Below are 24,001 nucleotides of genomic sequence, written 5' to 3' on the forward strand. Positions count from 1 at the left end.
GCGCCTGAGGTAAAATAAATTACGCCCGTGCACCCGTTTCCTCGTCCATACTCGCGCTATTGTGGCGCAGCGCTTTTAGCACGGTGTCCACAATCCCGTCAGCATCCAGACCAGCCTCGGCATATTGCAGGTCGGGCTTGTCCTGATCCTGAAATATATCCGGCAAGCGCATGGTGCGGATTTTAAGGCCCGCATCGGTCAGGCCGGTGTCGGATGCCAATGTCAGGACGTGCGCACCGAGGCCGCCAACGGCGGCTTCTTCAACGGTCACTGCCACTTCATGGGTGGTCAGCAATTTGCGGATCAGATCTTCGTCCAGCGGCTTGGCAAAACGCAGGTCCGCCACGGTGGTGCTCAGCCCTTTCGCATCGAGCCGGTCAGCGGCTTTGAGGGCCTCGCCGAGACGCGCGCCGAGCGACAATATGGCAACCTTGCTGCCTTCGCGCACGATACGGCCCTTGCCGATTTCCAGCTTTTCGAGCTTCTCCGGTATCTCCACGCCCGTGCCATTGCCGCGCGGGTAGCGAAAGGCAATTGGACCCTCGTCATATTCCACTGCGGTATAAGTCATATGGGCGAGCTCGGCTTCATCCGACGCCGCCATCACCACCATGTTGGGCAGGGTCGCGAGATAGGTAATGTCAAAGCTGCCCGCATGGGTGCTGCCGTCCGCGCCAACCAGACCCGCGCGGTCAATCGCAAAGCGCACCGGCAGATTCTGGATCGCCACATCATGTACGACTTGGTCATAAGCGCGTTGCAGGAAGGTCGAATAGATCGCCGCAAAAGGCCGCATCCCTTGGGCAGCCAGACCAGCCGCAAAAGTCACGCCATGTTGTTCGGCAATGCCAACATCAAAGGCGCGATCGGGATGGGCTTTCGCAAATTTGTCGACACCGGTGCCGCCAGGCATCGCGGCGGTAATCGCGCATATACGGGGGTCGCTATCGGCCAATTTGGCGAGGGTTTCGCCAAACACATTCTGATAGGCCGGCGGTCCGCCACCCGGGCCTTTGTCCTGTTTGCCGGACACCACATCAAATTTGGCGACGCCGTGATATTTGTCCGCCGCTTCTTCGGCAAATTTATAGCCTTTGCCCTTTTCGGTGACACAGTGGATCAGCACTGGTCCCTCGGCATTATCCCGGACATTTTCGAGCACCGGGATTAACTGGTCCATATCATGGCCGTCAATCGGGCCGACATAGTAAAAGCCGAGCTCTTCAAACAGGGTTCCACCCATAGCCATGCCGCGGGCATATTCCTCTGCCTTACCTGCCGCCTTGTGGACACGGCGAGACAGCTTGGCCGTCATCTTGCTGGCAAATTTCCGGATGCCGAGATATTCGCTGGAAGAGACCAGCCGGGCGAGATAGCCGGACAATCCGCCGACAGGCGGTGCGATCGACATGTCATTGTCATTGAGAATAACCACCAGACGGTTGCCCGCCGCCTGCGCATTGTTCATCGCTTCATAAGCCATGCCCGCGCTCATCGCGCCATCGCCAATGACGGCAATGCCGCGACCCGGTTTGCCGGCCATTTTATTGGCGACCGCAAAGCCCAATGCGGCGCTGATCGATGTGGAGCTATGCGCCGCGCCAAAGGGATCATATTCGCTTTCGCTGCGCTTGGTGAAGCCGGATAGCCCGCCGCCCTGACGCAGGGTGCGAATCCGGTCGCGGCGGCCGGTGATGATCTTGTGCGGATAGCATTGATGTCCGACATCCCAGATCAAGCGATCTTCGGGCGTGTTGAAAACATAATGGATGGCGGCAGTCAGCTCGACAACGCCGAGCCCAGCGCCCAAATGGCCGCCAGTCACGGAAACCGTGTCGATAACTTCGGCGCGCAGCTCATCGGCAAATTGCCGCAGCTGCTCCGGTTTCAATTTTCGCAGATCCGCTGGCAATGATACGGTGTCCAGAAGCGGTGTGTTTGGACCTGACATGTGTACTCCCTGTTTCGTCTCAGTCTTAGCGCTACTGGCCGCTAATGTCGAATGTCTATGTCGTTCAAAGAGCAGGAAATCCCTGAACGGGGGCTGACGCAAAAGCGCGCCTAGCTACATTTCTGACAGATGCCGCGCACTTCGATGACCGGGCGGATCGAGCTAAACCCCTGTTCCTGGGCGACACCGCGCACTTTTGCGGACAGGGCATCATCATCAATATGGGTCGCCTCTCCGCAGGTATCACAGACCAGAAACATGCAATCATGTTCACAGCCGGGGTGGCTGTTGGCAAGATAGGCATTGGCGCTTTCCACCCGCATGGCGAGGTTTTTGGCGACGAATAGGTCGAGAATCCGGTAGACACTATTGGGCGCCACGCGCTTTCCGCGAGCGGTTGATACCAGCTCGGCTATATCATAGGCCGAGGCCGGACGCGAAAAGCCGGCCAGCGCTTCAAAAATCGCGGCCCGCGTATCGGTCCATTTCTCGCCCGCCGCTTCCAGATTATGGCGCGCGGCGTCGGCGAGAGACTCGCCGTGATGCTCGTGATGATCATGTTTTCCCATAAGTGTAATTTAGGGGGTTTGGTGAGAGAGGGCAAGGGGAGGAGAGAAATGTGTCCGCCGCTCGAAATGAAACGCTTATTTTGAGTGCAGCGTGGGTGGAGAGATATTGTGTTTTTTATTAAACCTCAGGCGCCGGGCGCGGGGAGAGGATTCCTTATAAAACCTCAAGCGCCGGGCGCGGGCATCCGCCCGCTTGGCTACGCGCCATATGGCGCGGCGGCCGGTCGGCCTTGCCTCGCTGCGCTCGGTTGTATGACCTCTAGATCTGCGCCAATCCGACGCATAGCGTCGGCAAGCGCGACCGCGCGCCCGAGCTTATGCGAGGAAAGCCAAGGGCACGGATGTGCCCGCCCGGCGCTTGAGGTTTAATAAAAGAATCAATGCGTCGCGCGGTAATTCAGGTCATGCCCCAGCGCCAATATCCCGACGCCCACCATCGTGAAAATGATTTCCGCACTGCCATGGTCGCCCTGATGCCCGATGGTGATCGCGCCGGCCATGATACCGAGGCCCAGCCCGCCAATCGCGGCTGGCATGACATAGCCATGATCGATGACACCGCGGCCAAGCGTAAACATACCCAAAGCAATCGCAATGCCTATACCGATTTCATGCACAATCGGGTCAAGTAATGCGCCCGCTGCAGAAGATAGCAGCGCAACAAACACCATCGTCGATATGCAATGGACGAGACAAAGGCCGGATACGAGCACCGCAATGCGGTCCCATAGTCCATCCTTGGCCAGCAGGCCGTCTTTGTTCCAAAGGTTTGATGTCGTAAACACGACTCGACGTTCCAATCATTCGGTTGAGCCCTGCTGATATAGGCTTGACTGTGTTAAGATACAACATATCATTTGTACCGGTGTGCTAGTTTTTCGGCTTAAGCTGCTACAGCCCCATATTTGCGCTATTCCTGCCCGTTACCTTATCCCCCGCGGTCATCCTGAAACACGTTCAGGATTACGAAACGGATGGGTGTAACAGCGGACAGCAGCCCCACCTGCACTAAGTCCCGTAGTCCGCGGCTCTTCGTGGCTCTTGTCTTCACGCCCAAAAAGCATCACATAGCGCCCATGACGAGCTCGACCATCTCTGCCATGCCGTCCGCGCGGGGCTCTGCTGCCAGGGCGGTTGCCCTTTCCAACTGGTTGTTATCCGTCGCTTTTCTGGTTTTCATCATGGTGATTGTCGGCGGGATCACGCGGCTGACCGAATCAGGTCTCTCGATTACCGAGTGGAAGCCGATTATGGGCGCGATTCCGCCGCTCAATGACGCAGATTGGCTGTCGGAGTTTGAGAAATACAAACAAATCCCGGAATATATCGAGATTAGCGGACCGGCGGGGATGACGCTGGCGGATTTCAAGTTCATCTATTTCTGGGAATGGGTGCACCGGCTGTTGGGCCGGGTTATCGGCTTGGCTTTTGCTTTGCCATTTCTCTATTTCGCCCTGAAACGCGCCATTCCCAAGGGCTATGGCTGGCGCCTGACCGGTTTGCTGTTCCTCGGCGGTTTGCAGGGATTTATTGGCTGGTGGATGGTCAGTTCCGGCTTGTCGGAACTGACGGATGTCAGCCATTTTCGCCTCGCGACCCATTTGTTAATGGCCCTGTTCATTCTCGCCTGTCTGGTCTGGACGGCGCTCGATTTGCGGCGGCTTGCTAACGGCAATGCAACCCCGGCGCGGATGACCGGCTTTGGTCTTGCTGTCGCGCTGGTGCTTTTCGTCCAACTGCTATTTGGCGCCTATGTCGCGGGTCTCAACGCGGGCTATGTCTCCAACACATGGCCGTTGATGAACGACAATCTGGTGCCTGATGGCATCGACTTCACCTTTGGCGCTTGGGCGGCTCTCAACAATGATCCGTATCTCACCCATTTCATCCACCGTTGGTGGGCATGGGTTGCGGTCGGCTTTCTGGTCGTGCTGGCCCGGAAAATCCGGGGGCAATCGCGGATGGCATCGATTGCCATTCACAGCGCGTTCGGAACCCAGATATTGCTGGGCATTGCAACCGTGATGACCGGCATGGATATCACACTGGCGGTCCTGCATCAGGCGGTTGGCGCACTGGTTGTCGCGGCGACGGCATGGGGTATCCATGTGCTGGGCCGCGACGATGGCGCCTTTTCAAGGGCATGACAGACCAGCCGGTCCTTATCTACACGCTGTTCGGGGCCAGCGCAGAAGCCAGGCAAGTCGCCAAGACGCTGATCTCCGAAAAGCTGGTCGCCTGCGCCAATCATTTTGCCCCGGCAACCGCGCAATATGTCTGGGACGGCGATTTTTGCGAGGATGAGGAATATCCGGTCCTGCTCAAAACGACGGAAAGCCAAGCGAAAGCGGCGATGCAACGTCTGAAAAAACTCCACAGCTATGACACGCCCGCCATATTAAGCTGGGCCGCCGATGATAGTGATCCGGCCTATGCGAAATGGCTTTCCACACAGTTGGAAGAATAGCTGCGGTATCATTATACCCGTCAGCAAAACCGCAGTTTCGCTTGACTTGAAGCGAAAACGGCGTCAATAGCGCCTCACCAAGGCCGGGCACCAGCTCGGCTTTTATCATTTTGATTCGTCGCCCTCCCTTGTGGAGGGCTCCAAAGGAGCCAAGCCCATGAAGGCTATCACCAAACAGACGCAGTCGGTCAAACCCGCAGACGTTGAAAAGAAATGGCATATTATTGATGCCGAAGATCTGGTTGTCGGCCGCGTTGCCTCGATCATCGCCAACATCCTGCGCGGCAAGCACAAGCCCAGCTACACTCCGCATGTCGATTGCGGCGATCACGTCATCGTGATCAATGCGGGCAAGGTGAAGTTCACCGGCAACAAGACCAAGCAGAAAGTCTATTACAAGCACACCGGTTATCCCGGCGGCCTGAAAGAGCGCACAGCGGAAAAAGTCCTTGAAGGTCAATTCCCTGAGCGTGTTTTGGAAAAAGCGGTGGAACGCATGATTCCAAAAGGCCCGCTCGGCTTTGCGCAGATGCGTGCTTTGCACCTCTTCAATGGCACCGAGCATCCCTATGCCGGCCAAGACCCACAGCCGCTCGACGTGGCTTCCATGAATCGTAAGAACAAGGTGAGCGCATAATGGCTACCGATACAAAAGAAGGTGTAAAAACCGATCTCGCTGATCTCAAAGACATTGCTGGCGACGCTGTCGTAGCGGCTCCTGCTGCTGATGCCGCTGCTGAAGAAGGCACAACCGAAACGGTTGAGCCACCCGTATCCACCATGCCACTGCGTGAGCAGGAGCTGGACAAGTTCGGCCGCGCTTATGCAACTGGCCGCCGTAAAGACGCGGTTGCCCGTGTCTGGCTAAAGCCCGGCAAAGGCAAGATCACCGTCAATGGCCGCGACCAGGAAACCTATTTCGCGCGTCCAACCCTGCGTCTGGTTCTCAACCAGGTTTTCGCGATTACTGAGCGTGAAGGCCAATATGATGTTGACGTTACGGTCAAAGGCGGCGGACTTTCTGGCCAGGCTGGTGCCGTGAAACATGGTATTTCCCAGGCCCTGACCAAATATGAGCCAGCCCTGCGCGCCACGGTTAAAGCGGCAGGCTTCCTGACCCGCGATAGCCGTAAGGTTGAGCGTAAGAAATACGGCCGGGCGAAAGCGCGTAAGAGCTTCCAGTTCTCGAAACGCTAAACCAAGTCATCATCGCAATCACGAAAGAGGCGGCCCGCGGGTCGCCTTTTTTATTGCGCTTTTCATATATTTGTTTGTGCGCTAGCCCATGATCGATATTTTTGAACGGAGCTATACATGCAGTTTGACGACGTTATTCTCGGTCGCCGCAGCATACGCGGATATAAGCCAGATCCCGTTGCGCGGACTCTTATCGAAGAAATTGTCGGATTGGCGATGCGCGCGCCATCATCAATGAATACGCAGCCATGGAATTTCTATATCATTACCGGTGAACCGCTGGAAAAGATTCGCAGCGGCAATACCGAACGGATGCTGGCTGGCGTACCGCAATCGCGCGAATTCCGAACGGGCGAAGCTTTTGCAGGCCAACATCGCGACCGGCAAATCGGTGTTGCCAAGCAGCTATTTTCCGCGATGGAGATTGCACGCGATGACAAGGACGCGCGGCAGGATTGGGTGATGCGGGGCTTCCGTCAATTTGATGCGCCGGTATGCGTGATCATAACCTATGACCGGGTTCTCGACGGCAGTGACGATACGCCGTTTGATTGCGGCGCGGTGGCGACGGCGCTCGTCAACGCGGCATGGTCGCGCGGGCTTGGCACCGTGATCAACAGCCAAGGCATCATGCAATCGCCCGTGGTCCGCGAACATGCCGGGATCGCTGATGATCAGGTGATCATGAAAAGCATCGCGCTAGGCTGGCCAGACGAAAGTTTCCCGGCCAACGCGGTGGTTTCCACACGAAAATCGGTTGATGAAGCCGCTGTGTTTGTCGGTTTCGAGAGTTAGGGGATGCTGATGGGGCGTCAGATGCGATATCCCATTCCTTCTATGAATACGGCAGCGACATGATTGCACTGAACGAGCATAGATTGGAATTTGAAGCGCGGGGTATCACCAAGTGCGACGGTTTGGCTTCAAAAGCGGATGCTATTGTTGCGCGTGATCTGATCTATGAGATCGCCGCAGAGCATAGCTTGCATCAATCGACTGGCTGGCAGCGCTCTCAAAGCAGGTTCGGTATACCCAAGCCGTTTCGCGCAGCAATCAATGCTCTTAATCATGCAGATCACTTCCCAAATTTGGTCAGCGAGGAGCTGGTGAAGGTTGCGGAAGGTTTGCTTGGCGAACCTGTTCGACCGTTGGCACCCGGACAGCAGATCCTGTTCACGCTGCCGGAAGCTGTCTCATGGTCAGTCCCAAATGATGTCTGGCATGTCGATGTCCCGCGGCTCGGCGATCTGGGGCCGTCTGGCGTGCAGATGTTTACATTTCTCGATGACGTTCAGCCGAAAGGTGGTGGGACACTTGTACTAGCTGGGTCTCACCGGTTGATGAACAATTCGCACCATCTTCGCTCGAAAGAACTAAAGCGGTTATTGGGAAGAGAGAAATATTTCCAATCGCTTTTCGATGCGAACCGCAAACCCATTACACATCTGGAAGATACCGCAGGGTCCGTTGATGATGTCGACCTAGAAGTCGTGGAACTTACCGGCCAAATTGGTGATGTGTATTTCATGGATCTGCGCATGCTTCATACGCCCGCCCCAAATTCCGCCCAAACCCCGCGGGTGATGCTAACTTGCCGCCTCCCAAGAACAGCTGTTGCCGCAAAATTGTTAGATCAAGGTATTTCCTAATTAACTTGGGAATTGATCGGACATAGGATGGGTTGTAAATCACAAGAGTAAACCGGCTTTGGCACGAGGTACATTGGAAAGGAATGGTGATGCTCCCTTTATACGCCGCGCTTTTGGTAGGCCCGCTATCAACGCCTGTCATAGCGCGAGATGACCTATGTGCGGAAATGCGGAAATTCGAATCCACTACAAACGCGCAATTGCCGAGGCAGATTGATCAACTGACCGAACTTATCCAGGTTCGCGGCAGTTGCGATGGGAAAAGCCTGACTTATGTGAAGCGACTTCTGACCGATCCAGCATTGCTTAATGAGGGATGGCAAAGCCGGAAACAGCGCCAGCATACCCAGCTTCATTGCAATGCACAGGGGCTGGCTTCGAAAAGCGGATGGACAGCGATCGATATCTTGCAGGGTCCAGATTACACCTACATCACGACATTCAAAACCCAGCCATCTGACTGTCTCGGCTGAACCTCGCTCAGCGTTCGGATAGCTTGCAAAAAGGTCTGACAGGGCTTGTTCTGTTGTGAGCATTCCACATCAGCCCTTTCCTACAAATAACCAGATAGGTTATCTTCTGTGTTCCCCTCATAGAACAAGGAACAGCAGATGACCGACCACCCAACATATGAACAATTCACCGATATCCCCGCCGCCGATGATCTGGCGCAGCCTAAGGAACGCCATGATGGCTGGTCGCCGGACCGGCAGGTGGTGTTTCTCGAAGCCTTGGCAAGAACCGGTAATGTCAAAGCCGCCGCCGCCTATACCGGATTGTCGCGCGAGAGCGCGTACAAGCTCAGGCGGCGCCCCGATGGCCGGGCCTTTGCCCGGGCGTGGGATGCGGCGCTTATCCATGCGCGCGATATCTATCAGGATGCGCTGCTCGACAAGGGGCTGAATGGCTGGAACGAGGCGGTATGGCATCAGGGCGAGGAAGTGGGCATGCGCACCCGCTGGAGCGCGCCCTTGTTTCTGGCCGCCATGGCGCGGCTCGACAAGATGGCGGATGGGCTGGATGTGGCGGGCAAGCCGGCACGGGTGGCAGCAGAGCATTTTGATGATTTGCTCGACGGCATTGGCAAGGGTGAGGATTGCGCAGCGCTGGTGGACAAGATTGAGGCGTCTGGTCGGATGGCAAGCGCCCCGAGCGATGCGCGGTCCAACAGCGATTTGCTGGCGGCGATCACTCTCCATAGCGAACGCGAGACAATCCAGGCGATGGCACCGGAGGATATTGATGTGTCGGACCTGGATGTCGCGGATTGTGAGGACTGGGATGATCTCCAATGGGAACGCGCCGAGCGCAGCGGGTATTTGGAGCGCAGCGGCTTTTATGAGCAGGAGGAAGGCGAGGATGCCGAGAAGCAAGAGCCTGTGAGAATTGTGTGAACTTTGAAGCGTGACATGGAGAAATGATGGTGCGAGAATTGTGTGAACTTTGGGAAGGGAAGATAGTCGGGCCAAGCTGGCGGTTGGTGCTCCGCACTGGATGCGGAGCCCAGGATGGCTGCCACGCCCGTCTACCCTGGGCTCCGCATCAAGTGCGGAGCACGGTTGGGTGAAAGGCCGGGAGAAACCCATGTGATCTGTGTGAACTTTGAGGGCGCGCCTTTTGCCATCGTCATTCCAGCGCAAGCTGGAATCTGCGTGCAGCAGAGCGGCAGGTTTTGAGGAGATCCCAGCTTACGCTGGGATGACGGGGGGTGATGGGGGTGTGAATGGTGTGAACTTTGGAAGGGTGTTTTAATTGGGCGTTGGGCACCCGGCGCGCGGGAGTCTTTATTTAACCTCAGGCGCCGGGCGGGCCCATCCGGGCCCTTGGCTACGCGCCAATAAGGCGCGGCGGACGTCATTTGATTTTTGGCGCCCTTGCCTCCGCTTCGCGCCGCTCGGACTAGTGCTGTGCATCGGTTTGGTCTCCATTCTCTCCCCTGGAGGGAGAGAAAAGACTTGGCTTGGCAGCTTGCTGTCTAGCAAGTCTTAGAGAGGGGGCAGCGACAATCGCAGCCCTTGGTGGGTGCCGCCCACCCCTCACCAAGTTTCGCTAGCGCCCCTGGACAAGCTCAGGGACGCAAGCTTCACTTTCCTCTCCCTCAAGGGGAGAGGAGCTTTATAAACCCTCAAACTCCGACAACATTGCCAGCATCCCTTCCGCTGGCTAAAGCGCTGAGAAATAATAAAGGTCTTATTCTATGAAATGGCTTATCACATTGGGGCTATTGGCAATTGCGGTCGGGGGCTTTGCCTATTGGTTTTTCTCGCAGCCTGGCCCGCAGCAGCTGGACATGGTCAATAATATCATTCCGGGCGATCGGGATGCGAAGCTGTTGGTAAACGGTCAGGTCTATGATGAAGAGCTCGGCCTGGGCCTGAATATCTGGGCACCCACCAGGGTTTCCGATCAGCCGTTGCCGGTTGTGGTGTTTATCTATGGCGGTGGCTGGCGGGCGGGGTCAAAGGACCAATATGCCTTTGCCGGACGGGCGCTGGCTCATCGCGGTTATCTGACGGTACTCGCGGACTATCGGCTTTATCCCAAGGTGAAGTTTCCCGAATTTCTGGAGGACAGCGCTAAGGCCGTCGCCTGGGTGCATGATAATATCGCGGATCATGGCGGCGATCCGGACCGGATATTCCTGTCGGGTCAGTCGGCGGGCGCTTATAATGTCACGATGCTCGCGCTCGACCCGCAATGGCTGGGGCGGATGGGCAAGACGACCGATCTGATCAAGGGCGTGGCGGCATTGGCCGGTCCTTATGATTTCTATCCGTTCAGTTCCGAAACCACCAAGAACAGCTTTGGCTCTTTTCATAAGCCTGAACTGACTCAGCCGGTTAACTTCGTGCGGGCCGATGCGCCGCCGCTCTGGCTCTCAACCGGGATTGATGACACTGAAGTGAAGCCGCGCAACAGCAGGATATTGCGGGACAAGATGCTCGAAGTGGGCGGTGACGCCGAATATGTCGAATATCCCGATATGGATCATATCGAAATCATGATGGCTATCTCCAAACCGTTTCGGAACAAGGGCCCGGTGCTGGATGACATGATCGCGTTTTTTGAAAGCCGCCCATGACAGATGAAAATCCCGGTGATGCTGCGGTGCTGGCACGTGCTGACGCGATCGTGTTGGCCGGGAGTCGGCCCGGCGGTGATGCGATGGCGGATAGCCGGGGCATCGCCGTAAAGGCACTGATTCCGGTTGCGGGCAAAGCGATGCTGGCTCATGTCACCGACGCTTTGCTAAGCCACTCGGCGATCGGCAATGTGCATCTGCTGGCGCAGGATTTTAAACCCTTTTGGGCCGATTCCGATACACAGGGACTGGCAGCGAATGGCCGCGTGATGGTGCAGGAGAGCGGGGCAACCATTGCCGTCTCGGTAGATGCGCTGCTGAAAAGGGAAGATGCGCGCTATCCGCTGCTGATCACCACGGCGGACAATGTGTTGTTAAGCCAAGAGATGATCGCTGATTTTCTGAACGCAGCGACAGCATCGGACATTGCCATTGCGGTTGTGGAAAAGGACGTGTTGCTGCGCCGCTATCCGGCATCCCGGCGCACGTGGCTGAAACTGCGTGGCGGTCATTATAGCGGGGCCAATCTGTTCTATTTCGGATCCCCGCAGGCGCGCCAGATTTTACGCTATTGGGCCGAGGTCGAACAGGACCGTAAAAAGGGCTGGAAAATCCTGACGATATTCGGCCCGTGGCTGTTGTTTTTGGCGGTGACCAGAATGTTGACCGTTGATCAATTGGCGGCGCGGGTTGGCAGGAAGCTGGGCTTGACCATCAAGATCGTCCCGATGACGCAGGCAGAGGCCTGCATTGATGTGGATAAGGAAATCGATCTCGCGATGGTGGAGCAAATTATCGCCGCACAAACAAAGGTTGCCGATATCTAGCCCTTGGCCAGATTTCTGCGAGCGGCAATCCCGAATAGAAAGAGCCGGATGACGGCGGCAACCAACATCGCACCGGCAGCGCCTGTCGCGCCATAAAATTGCAGACCCAGAAGCAGCAGGGTGATGAACAATATGGCAATAGTAGCTTGCAAGACCAAAGCCGTGCGGGCGCCACTGCCGGATAATAATGTCGGCTCATATATCGCGCCAGCAAGGTCAACCGAGGCAGCGGCTGCAAGCAGGATGAGCAAGGGATAAGCTGGCAGGAACTCGGGTCCCGACATGTAGAACAAGGCGGGTTGTCCAATGGCCACGACAATCAGGATGACCGTTCCACCCGTGATGAAAAGCATCCGGGTGGCTTTGCGGAACAGGGTCTGCATTGCCTCGGCCCCCTGTTGCGCGCGGGTCAGGTTGACCTCTGCAAAGATTGCTTTTGACAGCAATGTGGAAATTTTGGTCATCGCGACGCTAAGCTGGCTGGCGAGCCGGTAGAGCCCGGCGGCAGTGGGTCCAACAAAATAGCCGACGATCAACAGAGCGACGTTCTGGGACAGTCCGGCCAAGGTCGAGCCCAGATTGGATATCAATAAAAATTCCCCAAGCCCTCGATTTTCCCGGACCGCTCGCTTTGCGCCGAACAGGTTTCGCGGTGCCATGACATCCCGGCTTTGCCAGGCCGCGAACAGCCAATAGCCAATGGCATGGATGACTTCTGACAATGCCCAGACGGCAAGGAAGTTGATTAGACTGGGCTCGGTGAACCAGACGATCAATGTGCCGATTAACCGGATTGTCGGAATAATGGCTTCGGCATATGCCGCCAGATCAAAGCGGTTTTCGACCCGCAAAATCCCGGTCGGTGTGGATTTTATCGACAGCAACATGACGAGTGCAAAGACCAGCGCGCTCTGTGCCAGCTCCTGATCCCAGCCGAAAAAGGGCGCGAGCCAGGCGACCGCGAAATAGGCGAGCACACATCCGGCCGCCGCTCCTGCAATATCGAGCAGGGTACATAATCCGACCAGGCGGCCGAATTTCTGCCGGTTCTCTCCGCCCTTGATATGGCGCGCGCCGAAACGGATGACGACCTGCCATGTCTGGAACGTGACGATGAGGGCGATGGCCTGGGCGGTGCCGGTGATCAGGGCAAATTGACCAAAGCCCGCGACGCCGAGTGTCCGGGTCAATATCGCAAGGTAGAACAGGCTCAGGATCCCGCCAAAGCCCTTCCCGCCAAGCAGCCAACCGGTGTTGGTGATGATCCGCTGGATTCCGGTTTTTTCCCCGCTGGCCTTACCCGGTTCGATTACGGCCTCCTCAGCCATGGTTAAGCGTGCATTCCAAAACACTTCTGTAACCGGATGTTACAGGATTGAGCTTTGATGACCATCGTTCTAAGTGTCTCCCCAGTTCATCCCTATCCCGATAAAGGCCAATTGCCAATATGATCGACAAAGTAATAATATTGAGCGCGGGTCAAGGCTCGCGGCTGCTTCCGCTGACCGCAGAGCGCCCCAAATGCCTGATCGATTTTTCAGGCAAGAGCCTGATTGCCTGGCAGATAGAGATGCTGGCCGCTGGCGGGGTTAGTGAATTTCATGTCGTCACCGGTTTTATGACAGATATGGTCGAGGCCGAACTGAAAACGCTCCAACAGACCGGACTCAATATCACCATCCACTTTAATCCGTTCTACAAAGTGGCTGATAATCTTGGCAGCTGCTGGATTGTGCGCGATATCATGGATGGCGATTTCATGATCCTGAATGGCGACACGTTGATTTCCCCGGAGATTATCGCGACGGCGCAGCAGACCGAGAATTGGCCGATTACGGTGACCGTGGATATCAAAGACGATTATGATAGCGATGATATGAAAGTGTCGCTCAGCGGTGATCGGCTGACGGCTATCGGCAAGACGCTGACGGCGGATCAAAGCGATGCCGAATCAATCGGTTTTCTGGCGTTTCGCGGCGAAGGCGGGGCGTTGTTCAAAGAAAAGGTGCGCGAATTTATGCGCACGCCCGCTGGTGTGGAAAACTGGTATCTCAAGATTATTGATGCGCTGGCCCCCAGCGAAAAAGTCGGCACAGTGTCGATCAAAGGCCATGACTGGGCAGAGGTGGATTTCCTCAATGATGTCGAGGCCGCAACCGTGCTTACCGATCAGTGGCTGGCCCGATCAACGACGGGCTAGGTCCGGTTAATCCGCAAAACCCGATTTCAGCCAGGCGGCCATTCCCGATATCTGGTCGTCGGATAGCTTTGTCGCATCACCCAGAGCAGGCGGACCGGGCCATGATGTGTCTTCAAAGCTCTGCCCCATCCATTCTCGTTCGCCCTCATAGCGCGGAATGAGGTGAAAATGGACATGAGGGTCGACCATCATCAGCATGAGCCAGTTGAGTTTTTGATGCGAAACCAGATTGGTCAACACGCCTGCAACGTCGGCTGTAACAGTCTTGAGCTCGGTAAAATGGGCGGGGGACAGGTCGCCGAAATCCTGCGCATCGGATTTGGCGGCGACGATAAGCGAACCCAATGTTACTTGCGCGGGGCGAAGCAGGACGACCCAGTGGTCATAGTCGCGGACCAATGTCGCCGGATAGCCGAATTTCTTGATGGTGTCGTTGATCATGTCGCTTTTCCTATTGCTGGTCCTATTCTTGGCCCTGTTCCTGCTCCAACCACGATATAATCTCACCGCCGCGCATTTTTATCAAGGCCGCCTGGAATATCTGAACCATGTGAACAGCAAGGGAAATTAATGTCCACCAAGCGACCGCCAGCAAACCGATATCGGGGCGGCCAAAGATCATCGAAGCAAACAGCAATACCATATTGGGGTTCCGCCGCGCGGTGATCAGCCGGAACCAGCTATCCCATGGCCGCCAGACATGGATGTGCTGATCGAATGCGCGCATGAATATGCCCTCGATAATCCGTTGCAGGACATAGCCGCCGATGATCACAATCAGGGCCAGGCCCAGCTGGTCTTCGGGCAAAGCCAATCCCACAGCGCCGAGGCCCAGGGCCCAAGCGACCCACCAGAAAGGCGGATGAACAAGGTCCAGGCCATGATCGAAAATATTACCCCAAAAGGAAGACGTAATAGTACAGCGCGCCAATTTGCCGTCGACCGTGTCGAGCACCATGAAGACAAATCCCGCGGCCATGCCGCTCCAGAAATAGCCGTAATAGAACAGGAATGGTGCCGCTATGCAGCCCACCGCACCGATGGCGGTTACCATATTGGGGGTCATTCCAAGGCGCGCAGCAAAGCGTGTCAGGACCAATGCCAGTTCAGGCCAAAGATATTTGGTCAAGATATCAGTGACGCCTTTATAAGCACCAAAATAGCTTTGCCGCTCGATGTCCTTCACCGTTTCCGTGGTCAGCTGACGAACAAAGGGTGTCTCCAATTTGCGCAGTTGGTGATTATAAACACGCGGGTTTTCAGTATATTCGACGACTTCAGCTTCGGCGGGCACGCTCAATCCAGCCAGTCTTTCAGCATCGTCATCGTTTTGAACATGCCCGAGAACCGGTACTCCCGCAACGGTTATCACCATACCGGGATGTCGCTGGATATGGCGCATCCAGAGCGGGTCAAAGACATAGTCAAGATTAACCCAAATCCGGGCGGCGGCGCTTTCCAATTTGGCCGCAAGGCGCCTCGCGCGCTCCGCATTTGTCATGCCCCAGATTAATGTATCATTTTCGCCATACAGTAAAAGAGTCACACCGTTTGCGGTCTGCATATAAGATATTCCTGTAGTGCTTTTCGAATGACGGGGCTGATGGTCGCTAATATCAACAGAGACAACCGATTAACAAGCAAATTGGACATTTTGGTATCGAAAATGAGGCAAAAGAATCGAATCCCGTCGAGATACCGGGATTATCAAAAATGTGAGCGACTTCAGTTTTCCTGGTTTTTCAGTGCTTTTCAAGCATATAACCGGCTATTTCAGGCATTGAAATCAGGCAAAAACTGGCTATATCCAGTGTTCAAACGTAATTTTTAACGCGACACCTACTATTTCGCCAAGACAAGAGATTATCGATGGCAACGTTCACGCTTCCAAAAAACAGCAAAATCCGCAAGACCGGTGAAGTGCATGAAGCGCTTAGCGGGGGCAAAACCCGGGCGTTCAAAGTCTATCGCTATGATCCGGACAGCGGCAAAAACCCGAGCTATGATACGTTCAAGATCGATACGGATGATTGCGGGCCTATGGTGCTCGATGCTTTGATCAAGATGAAAAGCGAACAGGATTCTACCCTCACGTTCCGTCGGTCTTGCCGCGAAGGGATTTGCGGATCCTGCGCGATGAATATTGACGGCAAAAACGGTTTGGCTTGCACCACTGCAATTGAAGATTGCAGCAAAGAAGTAAAAATCACGCCGCTGCCGCATATGGAAGTGATCAAGGACCTCGTTCCCGACTTCACCCATTTCTACGCGCAATATGCCTCGATTCAGCCGTGGCTGAAAACGGTTACGCCGACGCCATCGGGTAAAGAGCGGCTGCAGTCCCCCGAAGATCGGGCGAAACTTGATGGCCTCTATGAGTGCATTTTGTGCGCCTGTTGTCAGACCAGCTGCCCGAGCTATTGGTGGAATAGCGACAAGTTTCTCGGCCCTGCTATCCTGCTGCAAGCCTATCGCTGGCTGGCCGACAGCCGTGATGAAATGACCGGTGAGCGGCTCGATGAACTGGAAGATCCGTTCCGTCTCTATCGCTGTCACACCATCATGAACTGCGCCAATGCCTGCCCGAAAGGCCTGTCACCTGCCAAAGCGATTGCCGAGATCAAGAAGATGACAGCGGCTCGCGAGGTTTGACAATTGGCTGGCGACAAGCTGATGGCTGACGCCGACCCAGAATTTTTTACCAGCGACCCTGATCCGGATCATCCGGGTTGGTTCCAGTGGAAATTGAAAGACCCCGAATGTTATAACAGCTTTTTGGGCCCCATGATCGTTAGGCGAGGCGGCGATGGTATCCCCGACACGACTGCACGGGTTCGCATGTTTCCCGAGCGTCAGCATCGCAACCTGGGCGATGTGGTGCATGGCGGCACCATGATGGGCTTTATCGACTGCGCTCTGTTTGCCGCGATGCGGGTGCTGGATATTGGACCATCTGGTTTTGCCGTGACATTGGAGTTGCAGACCCATTTTATCGGGGCCGCGCGGCTGCATGAGCCGCTGGAAGCGCAGGTGGAAGTTGCCCGTGAAACCGGTCGTTTCCTGTTCCTTCGCGGTCTGGTGGTGCAAGGCGACGGTCAGGAAAATATGGCCTCTTATACAGCCATCGTCAAAAAAGCACCGCCGGCCAAAAAGACACCCAAATGACAGACTTTTATGCGGCGTATCAGGCGTTGATAACAAATGGCGAGTTGCGGCCGGATGCAGATCAGGACAGCTGTGCCAAACGTCTCGCCACGCTGCAGAAAGAGCTGGAAGCGGTGCCGCCGCGCGGCAGCGTGCTGTGGCGCATGTTTTCCAAGAAACCCAAGCCGCCGCGCGGCGTCTATATGTGGGGCGGCGTCGGGCGCGGTAAGTCGATGCTGATGGATCTGTTTTACGACAGCCTTCAGATTCACCGCAAGAAACGCGCGCATTTCCATGAGTTCATGCTGGATGTGCATGCGCGATTGAATGTTGAACGCAAGAAGGAACAAGGTGATCCGATCCTTCCGGTCGTTGCAGCTTTGGCGGAGGAAGCACGCTTTCTGGCCTTTGACGAAATGGTGGTCAACAATAGCGCCGACGCGATGATTATGTCGCGCTTGTTCACCGGTCTCGTTGAAGCTGGCGTTACGTTGATCGCTACCTCCAATCGACCACCGGTTGATTTGTATAAAGATGGCCTTAATCGCGAGCATTTTTTACCTTTCATTGATTTGCTGGAAAACCGGCTCGATGTCATCTCGCTCAACGGCCCGACCGACTATCGCCGTGAACGACTAGGCGGGGTTGACCTCTGGCATGTGCCCAATGGCGATGCAGCGACCAAGGCGTTGAGCGAGGCTTTCTTTCGCCTGACCGACTATCCACCGGAAGATCGGGCCCATGTCCCCTCCGAAGAACTGCCGGTGCAGGGCGGCCGGTCGATGCATGTTCCTAAGGCCTTGAAGGGCGTCGGTGTTTTCTCGTTCAAACGGCTCTGTGCCGAAGCCCGGGGAGCCCCGGATTATCTGGCGATTGCCCGGCATTTTCACAGTGTTATCATCGTCGGTATTCCTATCCTGTCCAAAGAGAACCGCAATGAAGCGGCGCGATTTGTGACCCTCATCGATGCGCTCTACGAATATCGGGTCAAGCTGCTGGCGAGCGCTGACGCGGAACCCGATGCGCTCTATCCCGAGGGCGACGGGTCATTCGAATTTGTCCGCACCGCCTCCCGGCTGGTCGAGATGCAGTCGGATGACTATCTCGCTCTGGGTCATGGCACGGGCGAAGCGCTCTCCCAATAAATATGCTCGTGCGCTCACCCAGAGCCTGTCGAAGGGTGACTGCCACCATGCTTCGACGAGCTCAGCATGAGCGCAGAGGGTAATTACAACAGACTCAAACTGTCGAGATCGAGCGCCATTTGCGCGGGGCGTTCGGCCATAACTGCGAACATCCGGTCCCCGCGATCCGTTTGCTCGACATGCAGCGATGCGTTGATCGCCATGATGAAGCCGGCAAAGGCATGACGGCGATATTCCTGCCAGAATGACTCAAAATCAAACGGCATGCCCCATTCCTCTTCACGCCGATAGAGATAGTCTTTCACCAATTTTTCCTCATGCTGGCGACGCATCGCTGGATCCGCAAAGCTGGTCCCGATCATATAGGCAACATCATTGGCAGGGTTACCGAATGTGCAAGTCTGCCAGTCCACTAAGGCAGCCAATTGTCCATCTTCATAAAAGAGAATGTTATCCAGCCGCATATCACCATGGGTAATGGTCTGTTCGAGAGGTTCCTGTCCGACATAGGACCCGATCCGATCCACCAGTTGCTGGCCAATATCCAGTATCTCAGGCGAGAGGAGATCGGCAAATCGCTCTTTGAAAACGGGATAGCCATTGGTCAGGGTCTGCTCGGTAAACGCCACATTCTTGGCGGCATGGTGCAGCCATGCGAATTTCTCAAAACCACCATCTGGCCTGAAGCTGTGGAGGTCAGCAGCTTCTTTCAGAGTCGTTTCAACCTGGACAAGTGTTGCTCCTGCCAATTGATCGCCTTGCTCCGCCGGTGCCATGTCTTCCAGCATCAGGACAAATTCCTGTTCGTTGTCGGCAATCGCAGCGTGGTAGCATTTCGGGCATTTGACACCAGAGCCGCCAGCCACATCGCGGTACCAACCCACCTCCATATCATAGAGATGGAAAATGGCGGCCGCACTGCGGCTGATCTCGTCGGCGCTTGGACATTTGGCGATGAACGTCGGCGGCCGCGTTAACGCATCATAGCCTTCCGTCCACTCGCAACGAAAGCGATAGCTGTCACACACTTGCCCCGTTCCAACCGGTTTGTAGGTAAGAGATGTTAGAGCGCCTGCGGGCGCACCGAAAACCTTCTCGACAAAGGCTTTTCCAAAATCTTCCGGCCGGAGCGGGAATTCCGCGCTCATGGTGCGGGGTGCAGCAGGTCGGTCAGCCCGCTGGTCTTGTGAGGCCCGACGAACAATTGTTCGACAATCCCTAAGCCTTCATGGCTGTGACCGCCGCTGGTCAGGACCGCGTCACTGAGCGCCTGAATATGGATGTAAAGCATGTCATGATCCGGCACATTGGCGAGATCGATTACATCATAAGCGGTCTCCAGCGGCCCGTGATCCATGCCATGTCCCCAGACCGGATGCATATAGCCGAGGCCGGACATATAGAAGGTTCGCGTCGCATCACCGGTGCGCGGTGTGATCGACAGCGTTCCGTCGGCGGCCGGCAGATCAATCTGCTTCACGCGCCGGGTGCCTGAATGATAGCTAAGGTCAAAGCTGGCTGGTTCGAATTCCTGTCGCGCACCGTCTATGGCATCAACCACGCCGCGCCGGTTCCACGGCAGGCCATCGCCGTCATCATTGCTGTGAAAGAAACAGGCGTGATTATTGAAATTGAGCGGCGTCCACAGCCACCAGAATTGCGGTAAGGCTCCGGCAGATGGGGGCTGCGATTCCGGTGAGCCGACCGGGCGGATGCCCCAGCTGCGATCCCGCGTACCGCGATGGGTTTCTGGTGAAAATACTATCTCCTGGCCAGCAACATGCAATGTCCCGGACCAGCCGCCATTTTGGGTCAGGCGGGTATAGTCCATGACCATGCGCGGTCCCTCGCGGCGGATGAAACGCGGTTCTTCAATCGGTGTATGGCGCGCGGTGAAGCGGATATCGGCTGTGATCGGGCTATCGTTATCGGTAACGATCAGGCGCAGTTCCTGCAATGGCTCGACAATCTCCACCGTGATTGGTCCGACGCTCAAATCCAGCCGCTCGCTGCCCATGCGTTTGGAGGCGCGCAGATTATGCTGCTGGCCGTCTATCGACACGCAAAAGGCGGCATCCATGATATCGAGCTGCGGATAGACGCCCAGGGCAGCGGCAAAGAAGATACTGCCGTCTGCGCTATAACCGTTGAAGAAATAGCGGTCGTAGAAATTTCGGTTGTCGCCGGACACCGCCATCGGCTCCGGCGTCTGGTGCAGCGGATAATCGTCGCCTTTGCTCAGCATGGGCCTATTCTCTCCTGATTTCTTTTCTTGCCATCATGGCGCGCCATCCCGTTCTTGGCAAAGCAAAAGATGCTTGGACAGGAGGCGAAGTTTGCAAAGTGCACAGGGTCCTGTTGGGTTGTTAAGTCGGAGGCAGGTACGGCCAAAGTTCACACAATTCACAGGGTGTTTGCAGCCACCGCCGTGCTCCGCACTTGATGCGGAGCCCAGTGTAGACAGGCGCGACAGCCAACCTAGGCTCCGCATCAAGTGCGGAGCACAAAACGGCAGCGACATTTGGCATCCTCGCGCTGAAAACGGGGGCCAAAGTTCACACACATCACGGGGTGTCGAAGGCGGCCGGCTGGTCCAGATTTTCGCACTAAGCGACGGAGAAAAAAGGGGGTTTTCGCTACCCATGTTCGTCCAATCCTTTCTAACCTGCCGTCATCCCAGCGCAAGCTGGGATCTCTCTGTAATGCGCGCCCGGCCTTGAGGAGATCCCAGCTTGCGCTGGGATGACGATGGAATTTGAGGGAGAATTCTCGCGTCGCGGGATTTCAAAGTTCACACATATCACAGGGTGTTTGCAGCCACCGCCGTGCTCCGCAGTTGATGCGGAGTCCAGTGTAGACGGGCGCGACAGCCATCCTAGGCTCCGCATCAAGTGCGGAGCACAAAACGGGGAGGACATTTGGCATCCTCGCGCTGACAACGGGGTCCAAAGTTCACACATATCACAGCCCCTACGCATGCATTTTTGCAAGAGCTTTGGTTTCTTTTCGCCGCACGCCACGTGGTCAAACATGAGCACTGATCCTGTTCAAAAAGCTGAGGGATAAAGTCGGTAATTTATCATAAACAGATGCGTGTAGGAAAGCTGTCCAGTCTGATATTGCCAATCCCCATGGCGCTCAACCTGAGCTTGTCGAAGGATTGTTTGCCAAGCTGGTCATTCCATACTCCCTTCGACAGGCTCAGAGTAAGCGCAGGTCAAGGATTGGGTTCATTGAGCGCCGTTTCTTGGCCATCTTCACCACCGCTATTGCTATTGCAAACCAGTTGCAAAGAAAGCCCGTATATTGGTGCTTTCTGCGGTTGAAATTGCCTGTGGATAAGCCTAATCCGACTCCATATCCTTTTTACGACTCTGATTTCAGGAGAATTTTTCCCATGGCCCGTAACAAAATCGCGCTGATCGGCGCTGGCATGATTGGTGGCACGCTTGCCCATCTCGCTGCTTCCAAGGAAATGGGCGATGTCGTCCTGTTTGATATTGCCGAGGGTATGCCCGCCGGTAAGGCGCTCGACCTCAGCCAGGCCGCGCCAGTTGACGGGTTCGATTCCAACCTGAAAGGCACGAACGATTATGCCGATATTGCGGGCGCCGATGTCATCATCGTGACCGCAGGCGTTCCGCGCAAACCCGGCATGAGCCGCGATGATTTGCTCGGCATCAATCTGAAAGTCATGAAGGCAGTGGGTGACGGCATTAAGGCCAATGCACCGGACGCTTTTGTTATCTGCATCACCAACCCGCTCGACGCCATGGTCTGGGCCTTGCGGGAATTTTCTGGACTGCCGCACAATAAAGTGGTCGGCATGGCGGGCGTTCTAGACAGTGCGCGCTTCCGTCACTTTCTTGCCGACGAATTTAATGTTTCGGTTGAAGATGTCACCGCCTTCGTTCTCGGCGGCCACGGCGATACGATGGTTCCGGTGCCGGCTTACTCCACAGTGGCCGGTATCCCGATCCCTGACCTGATCAAAATGGGCTGGACCACACAGGAAAATATCGACGCGATCGTGAAGCGGACCCGCGGCGGCGGCGGCGAGATTGTCGGCCTGCTCGGCAATGGCTCGGCTTATTATGCGCCAGCGACTTCGGCGATCATGATGGCGGAAAGCTATCTCAAGGATAAACGCCGCGTGCTCCCTGCCGCTGCGCATCTGACCGGCCAATATGGCGTGGATGATCTATATGTCGGCGTGCCGGTGATTATCGGCAAAGACGGTGTCGAGAAAGTCATCGAGATTGAACTGAGCGAAGAAGCGCAGGGCAATTTCAACGTGTCGGTCGATGCGGTGAAGGAATTGCTGGAAGCGTGTAAGGGACTGGATTCGAGTCTGGCTTAACTAATGAGCTATGATCTGATGGTATTTGAAGAAACAGTCGCTCCTCGAGAGCGCAGTGATTTTCTTGAATGGTTTCAGGCTCAAACTGAATGGTCTGAGTCACACGGCTATTCTGATTCTTTAGTTACCAGTCCATGTCTTCAAGAATGGTATGCTGCAATCACTGCGGAATATCCGAATATGAATGGTCCAGATATTTCGGACGATGATTTGGGTAATGCAAAGTTATCGGACTACAGCATCGGTAAGGACGTCATTTACGCAGCATTTGCGTGGTCTGAGGCTGAAGAAGCATATCCGTTGGTTCGTCAGCTAGTGGTGAATCACAAAGTGGGGTTTTACGATGTTAGCGGAGATGAAGGCGACGGCGAAATATACTTTCCGGGCGATAAATTAAGAGATCCGTCGGGAGGAGCTTGGAGACAGATATCTTCGGAATTTCAAGCGACCCAACAGTCGGATGATAAAGTTAAGAGAAGTTTTTTCGACTTCTTTAGGAGAAAAAAATGAGTATTTTAATCGACAAAAACACCAAAGTTATCACCCAAGGCATGACCGGCAATACCGGCACATTCCATACCGAACAGGCTTTGGCTTATGGAACACAAATGGTCGCAGGTGTGACCCCCGGCAAGGGCGGGACGACCCATATTGGTCTGCCGAACTACGACACGGTGGCTGAAGCCAAAGACGCAACCGGTGCGACTGCCTCAGTGGTTTATGTGCCGCCGCCATTTGCTGCGGACTCCATTCTCGAAGCGATTGATGCCGAGATTGAACTGATCGTTGCGATTACCGAAGGCGTTCCGGTGCTCGACATGGTGCGGGTGAAGCGGGCGCTACAAGGTTCCAAGTCGCGTCTGATCGGCCCGAACTGCCCCGGCGTTTTGACCCCTGATGAATGCAAGATCGGCATCATGCCCGGCAGCATTTTCAAGAAAGGCTCGGTCGGCGTTGTTTCGCGGTCCGGTACGCTCACCTATGAAGCGGTGCATCAGACGACGGCGGTTGGCCTTGGCCAGACCACAGCGGTCGGCATTGGCGGTGACCCGGTCAACGGCACCAACTTTATCGACGTGCTCGAGCTTTTCCTCGCGGATGACGACACCAAGTCGATCATCATGATCGGCGAAATTGGCGGCAGCGCGGAAGAAGAAGCCGCGCAGTTTATCGCGGACGAAGCCAAAAAAGGCCGCAGCAAGCCGATGGTTGGCTTTATCGCTGGCCTCACGGCGCCTCCGGGCCGCCGCATGGGCCACGCAGGCGCGATTGTTTCCGGCGGTCAGGGCGGCGCGGAAGACAAGATCGCAGCGATGGAAGCGGCCGGCATTCGCGTGTCCCCATCACCAAGCGAATTGGGCACGACGCTCGACGCGATGCTGAAGGAAACGGTCTAGAATATTTGGAAAA

Annotated in this window: 25 protein-coding genes; 17 read left to right on the top strand and 8 right to left on the bottom strand. The window is 55.7% G+C overall.

The genetic code is table 11. From position 1 onward, the window contains the following. Positions 1 to 19 precede the first annotated feature (19 nt). The 3 genes from dxs to J4G78_RS11545 all read right to left on the bottom strand — a co-directional run bounded on the left by dxs (position 20) and on the right by J4G78_RS11545 (position 3,305). Complete coding sequence (dxs, locus tag J4G78_RS11535) at positions 20 to 1,951, bottom strand: 1-deoxy-D-xylulose-5-phosphate synthase (protein WP_207986708.1); 1,932 nt, start codon at positions 1,949 to 1,951, stop codon at positions 20 to 22. A 110-nt stretch (positions 1,952 to 2,061) separates the two neighbouring features. Continuing rightward, a complete protein-coding gene (locus tag J4G78_RS11540) occupies positions 2,062 to 2,520 on the bottom strand; it encodes a Fur family transcriptional regulator (RefSeq protein ID WP_207986709.1) in 459 nt (152 codons plus the stop codon). Between the two features lie 377 nt (positions 2,521 to 2,897). Next, entirely contained in the window at positions 2,898 to 3,305 is a 408-nt protein-coding gene (locus J4G78_RS11545) for a MerC domain-containing protein (protein WP_243457065.1), read from the bottom strand. A gap of 291 nt (positions 3,306 to 3,596) precedes the next feature. Here J4G78_RS11545 and J4G78_RS11550 point away from each other — a divergent pair, with 291 nt between their 5' ends. From J4G78_RS11550 to J4G78_RS11595, 10 genes are all read left to right on the top strand, one after another. Next, the gene (locus J4G78_RS11550) at positions 3,597 to 4,667 is read left to right on the top strand and encodes a COX15/CtaA family protein (RefSeq protein ID WP_207986710.1); all 1,071 of its coding nucleotides are present in this window, start codon (positions 3,597 to 3,599) and stop codon (positions 4,665 to 4,667) included. Further along, positions 4,664 to 4,987, top strand: a complete 324-nt coding sequence (cutA, locus tag J4G78_RS11555) for a divalent-cation tolerance protein CutA (RefSeq protein ID WP_207986711.1) — start codon at positions 4,664 to 4,666, stop codon at positions 4,985 to 4,987. The genes J4G78_RS11550 and cutA overlap by 4 nt, the downstream gene beginning before the upstream one ends. 157 nt (positions 4,988 to 5,144) lie before the next feature. Further along, on the top strand, positions 5,145 to 5,624 hold the full coding sequence (gene rplM, locus J4G78_RS11560) for a 50S ribosomal protein L13 (protein ID WP_207986712.1): 480 nt from the start codon (positions 5,145 to 5,147) through the stop codon (positions 5,622 to 5,624). Further along, a complete protein-coding gene (gene rpsI / locus J4G78_RS11565; protein ID WP_243457066.1) occupies positions 5,624 to 6,184 on the top strand; it encodes a 30S ribosomal protein S9 in 561 nt (186 codons plus the stop codon). The genes rplM and rpsI overlap by 1 nt, the downstream gene beginning before the upstream one ends. 117 nt (positions 6,185 to 6,301) lie before the next feature. Continuing rightward, positions 6,302 to 6,979 carry a nitroreductase gene (locus J4G78_RS11570; RefSeq protein ID WP_207986713.1) on the top strand — a complete coding sequence of 226 codons (678 nt, stop codon included), beginning with the start codon at positions 6,302 to 6,304 and terminating at the stop codon, positions 6,977 to 6,979. Between the two features lie 83 nt (positions 6,980 to 7,062). Then, positions 7,063 to 7,833: a phytanoyl-CoA dioxygenase family protein gene (locus J4G78_RS11575; protein WP_207986714.1), complete on the top strand. Its 771-nt coding sequence runs from the start codon at positions 7,063 to 7,065 to the stop codon at positions 7,831 to 7,833. A 167-nt stretch (positions 7,834 to 8,000) separates the two neighbouring features. Continuing rightward, positions 8,001 to 8,306, top strand: coding sequence for a hypothetical protein (locus tag J4G78_RS11580; protein WP_207986715.1), 306 nt, complete (start codon positions 8,001 to 8,003; stop codon positions 8,304 to 8,306). Positions 8,307 to 8,444: 138 nt separating this feature from the next. Then, on the top strand, positions 8,445 to 9,227 hold the full coding sequence (locus tag J4G78_RS11585; protein WP_207986716.1) for a hypothetical protein: 783 nt from the start codon (positions 8,445 to 8,447) through the stop codon (positions 9,225 to 9,227). 803 nt (positions 9,228 to 10,030) lie between these two features. Further along, positions 10,031 to 10,915 carry an alpha/beta hydrolase gene (locus J4G78_RS11590; RefSeq protein WP_207986717.1) on the top strand — a complete coding sequence of 295 codons (885 nt, stop codon included), beginning with the start codon at positions 10,031 to 10,033 and terminating at the stop codon, positions 10,913 to 10,915. Beyond that, positions 10,912 to 11,742 carry an NTP transferase domain-containing protein gene (locus tag J4G78_RS11595; RefSeq protein WP_207986718.1) on the top strand — a complete coding sequence of 277 codons (831 nt, stop codon included), beginning with the start codon at positions 10,912 to 10,914 and terminating at the stop codon, positions 11,740 to 11,742. Before J4G78_RS11590 ends, J4G78_RS11595 begins: the two co-directional genes overlap by 4 nt. Here the strand turns inward: J4G78_RS11595 and J4G78_RS11600 are convergent. After that, positions 11,739 to 13,070 carry a lipopolysaccharide biosynthesis protein gene (locus J4G78_RS11600; protein ID WP_207986719.1) on the bottom strand — a complete coding sequence of 444 codons (1,332 nt, stop codon included), beginning with the start codon at positions 13,068 to 13,070 and terminating at the stop codon, positions 11,739 to 11,741. The genes J4G78_RS11595 and J4G78_RS11600 overlap by 4 nt on opposite strands. A gap of 119 nt (positions 13,071 to 13,189) precedes the next feature. Between J4G78_RS11600 and J4G78_RS11605 the strand changes: the two genes are divergently transcribed. After that, positions 13,190 to 13,942: a phosphocholine cytidylyltransferase family protein gene (locus J4G78_RS11605; protein ID WP_207986720.1), complete on the top strand. Its 753-nt coding sequence runs from the start codon at positions 13,190 to 13,192 to the stop codon at positions 13,940 to 13,942. Positions 13,943 to 13,948: 6 nt separating this feature from the next. Here the strand turns inward: J4G78_RS11605 and J4G78_RS11610 are convergent, their stop codons facing one another. After that, complete coding sequence (locus J4G78_RS11610) at positions 13,949 to 14,380, bottom strand: HIT family protein (protein ID WP_207990651.1); 432 nt, start codon at positions 14,378 to 14,380, stop codon at positions 13,949 to 13,951. A gap of 25 nt (positions 14,381 to 14,405) precedes the next feature. Further along, positions 14,406 to 15,506, bottom strand: coding sequence for a CDP-alcohol phosphatidyltransferase family protein (locus tag J4G78_RS11615; RefSeq protein WP_207986721.1), 1,101 nt, complete (start codon positions 15,504 to 15,506; stop codon positions 14,406 to 14,408). Between the two features lie 305 nt (positions 15,507 to 15,811). Between J4G78_RS11615 and J4G78_RS11620 the strand changes: the two genes are divergently transcribed. Genes J4G78_RS11620 through zapE form a run of 3 tightly spaced genes read left to right on the top strand, consistent with a single transcriptional unit; the run spans position 15,812 to position 18,231 of the window. Beyond that, positions 15,812 to 16,594, top strand: a complete 783-nt coding sequence (locus tag J4G78_RS11620) for a succinate dehydrogenase iron-sulfur subunit (protein WP_207986722.1) — start codon at positions 15,812 to 15,814, stop codon at positions 16,592 to 16,594. Between the two features lie 21 nt (positions 16,595 to 16,615). Next, on the top strand, positions 16,616 to 17,107 hold the full coding sequence (locus J4G78_RS11625) for a PaaI family thioesterase (RefSeq protein ID WP_207986723.1): 492 nt from the start codon (positions 16,616 to 16,618) through the stop codon (positions 17,105 to 17,107). Next, on the top strand, positions 17,104 to 18,231 hold the full coding sequence (zapE, locus tag J4G78_RS11630) for a cell division protein ZapE (protein ID WP_207986724.1): 1,128 nt from the start codon (positions 17,104 to 17,106) through the stop codon (positions 18,229 to 18,231). The genes J4G78_RS11625 and zapE overlap by 4 nt, the downstream gene beginning before the upstream one ends. Positions 18,232 to 18,314: 83 nt before the next feature. On the opposite strand, the gene J4G78_RS11635 is transcribed toward zapE, so the two are convergent. Together J4G78_RS11635 and J4G78_RS11640 are read right to left on the bottom strand one after the other, a co-directional pair. Next, complete coding sequence (locus tag J4G78_RS11635) at positions 18,315 to 19,379, bottom strand: phosphotransferase (RefSeq protein ID WP_207986725.1); 1,065 nt, start codon at positions 19,377 to 19,379, stop codon at positions 18,315 to 18,317. Beyond that, positions 19,376 to 20,476, bottom strand: coding sequence for an Rv3169 family protein (locus J4G78_RS11640; RefSeq protein WP_207986726.1), 1,101 nt, complete (start codon positions 20,474 to 20,476; stop codon positions 19,376 to 19,378). The genes J4G78_RS11635 and J4G78_RS11640 overlap by 4 nt, the downstream gene beginning before the upstream one ends. A gap of 1,152 nt (positions 20,477 to 21,628) precedes the next feature. Here J4G78_RS11640 and mdh point away from each other — a divergent pair. Genes mdh through sucD form a run of 3 tightly spaced genes read left to right on the top strand, consistent with a single transcriptional unit; the run spans position 21,629 to position 23,988 of the window. After that, positions 21,629 to 22,591 carry a malate dehydrogenase gene (gene mdh / locus J4G78_RS11645; RefSeq protein WP_207986727.1) on the top strand — a complete coding sequence of 321 codons (963 nt, stop codon included), beginning with the start codon at positions 21,629 to 21,631 and terminating at the stop codon, positions 22,589 to 22,591. A 3-nt stretch (positions 22,592 to 22,594) separates the two neighbouring features. After that, a complete protein-coding gene (locus J4G78_RS11650; RefSeq protein WP_207986728.1) occupies positions 22,595 to 23,101 on the top strand; it encodes a hypothetical protein in 507 nt (168 codons plus the stop codon). Continuing rightward, positions 23,098 to 23,988, top strand: a complete 891-nt coding sequence (sucD, locus tag J4G78_RS11655) for a succinate--CoA ligase subunit alpha (protein WP_207986729.1) — start codon at positions 23,098 to 23,100, stop codon at positions 23,986 to 23,988. Before J4G78_RS11650 ends, sucD begins: the two co-directional genes overlap by 4 nt. Positions 23,989 to 24,001: the final 13 nt, after the last annotated feature.

Origin of the sequence: Parasphingorhabdus cellanae (assembly GCF_017498565.1) — a bacterium.
Classification (GTDB): domain Bacteria; phylum Pseudomonadota; class Alphaproteobacteria; order Sphingomonadales; family Sphingomonadaceae; genus Parasphingorhabdus; species Parasphingorhabdus cellanae.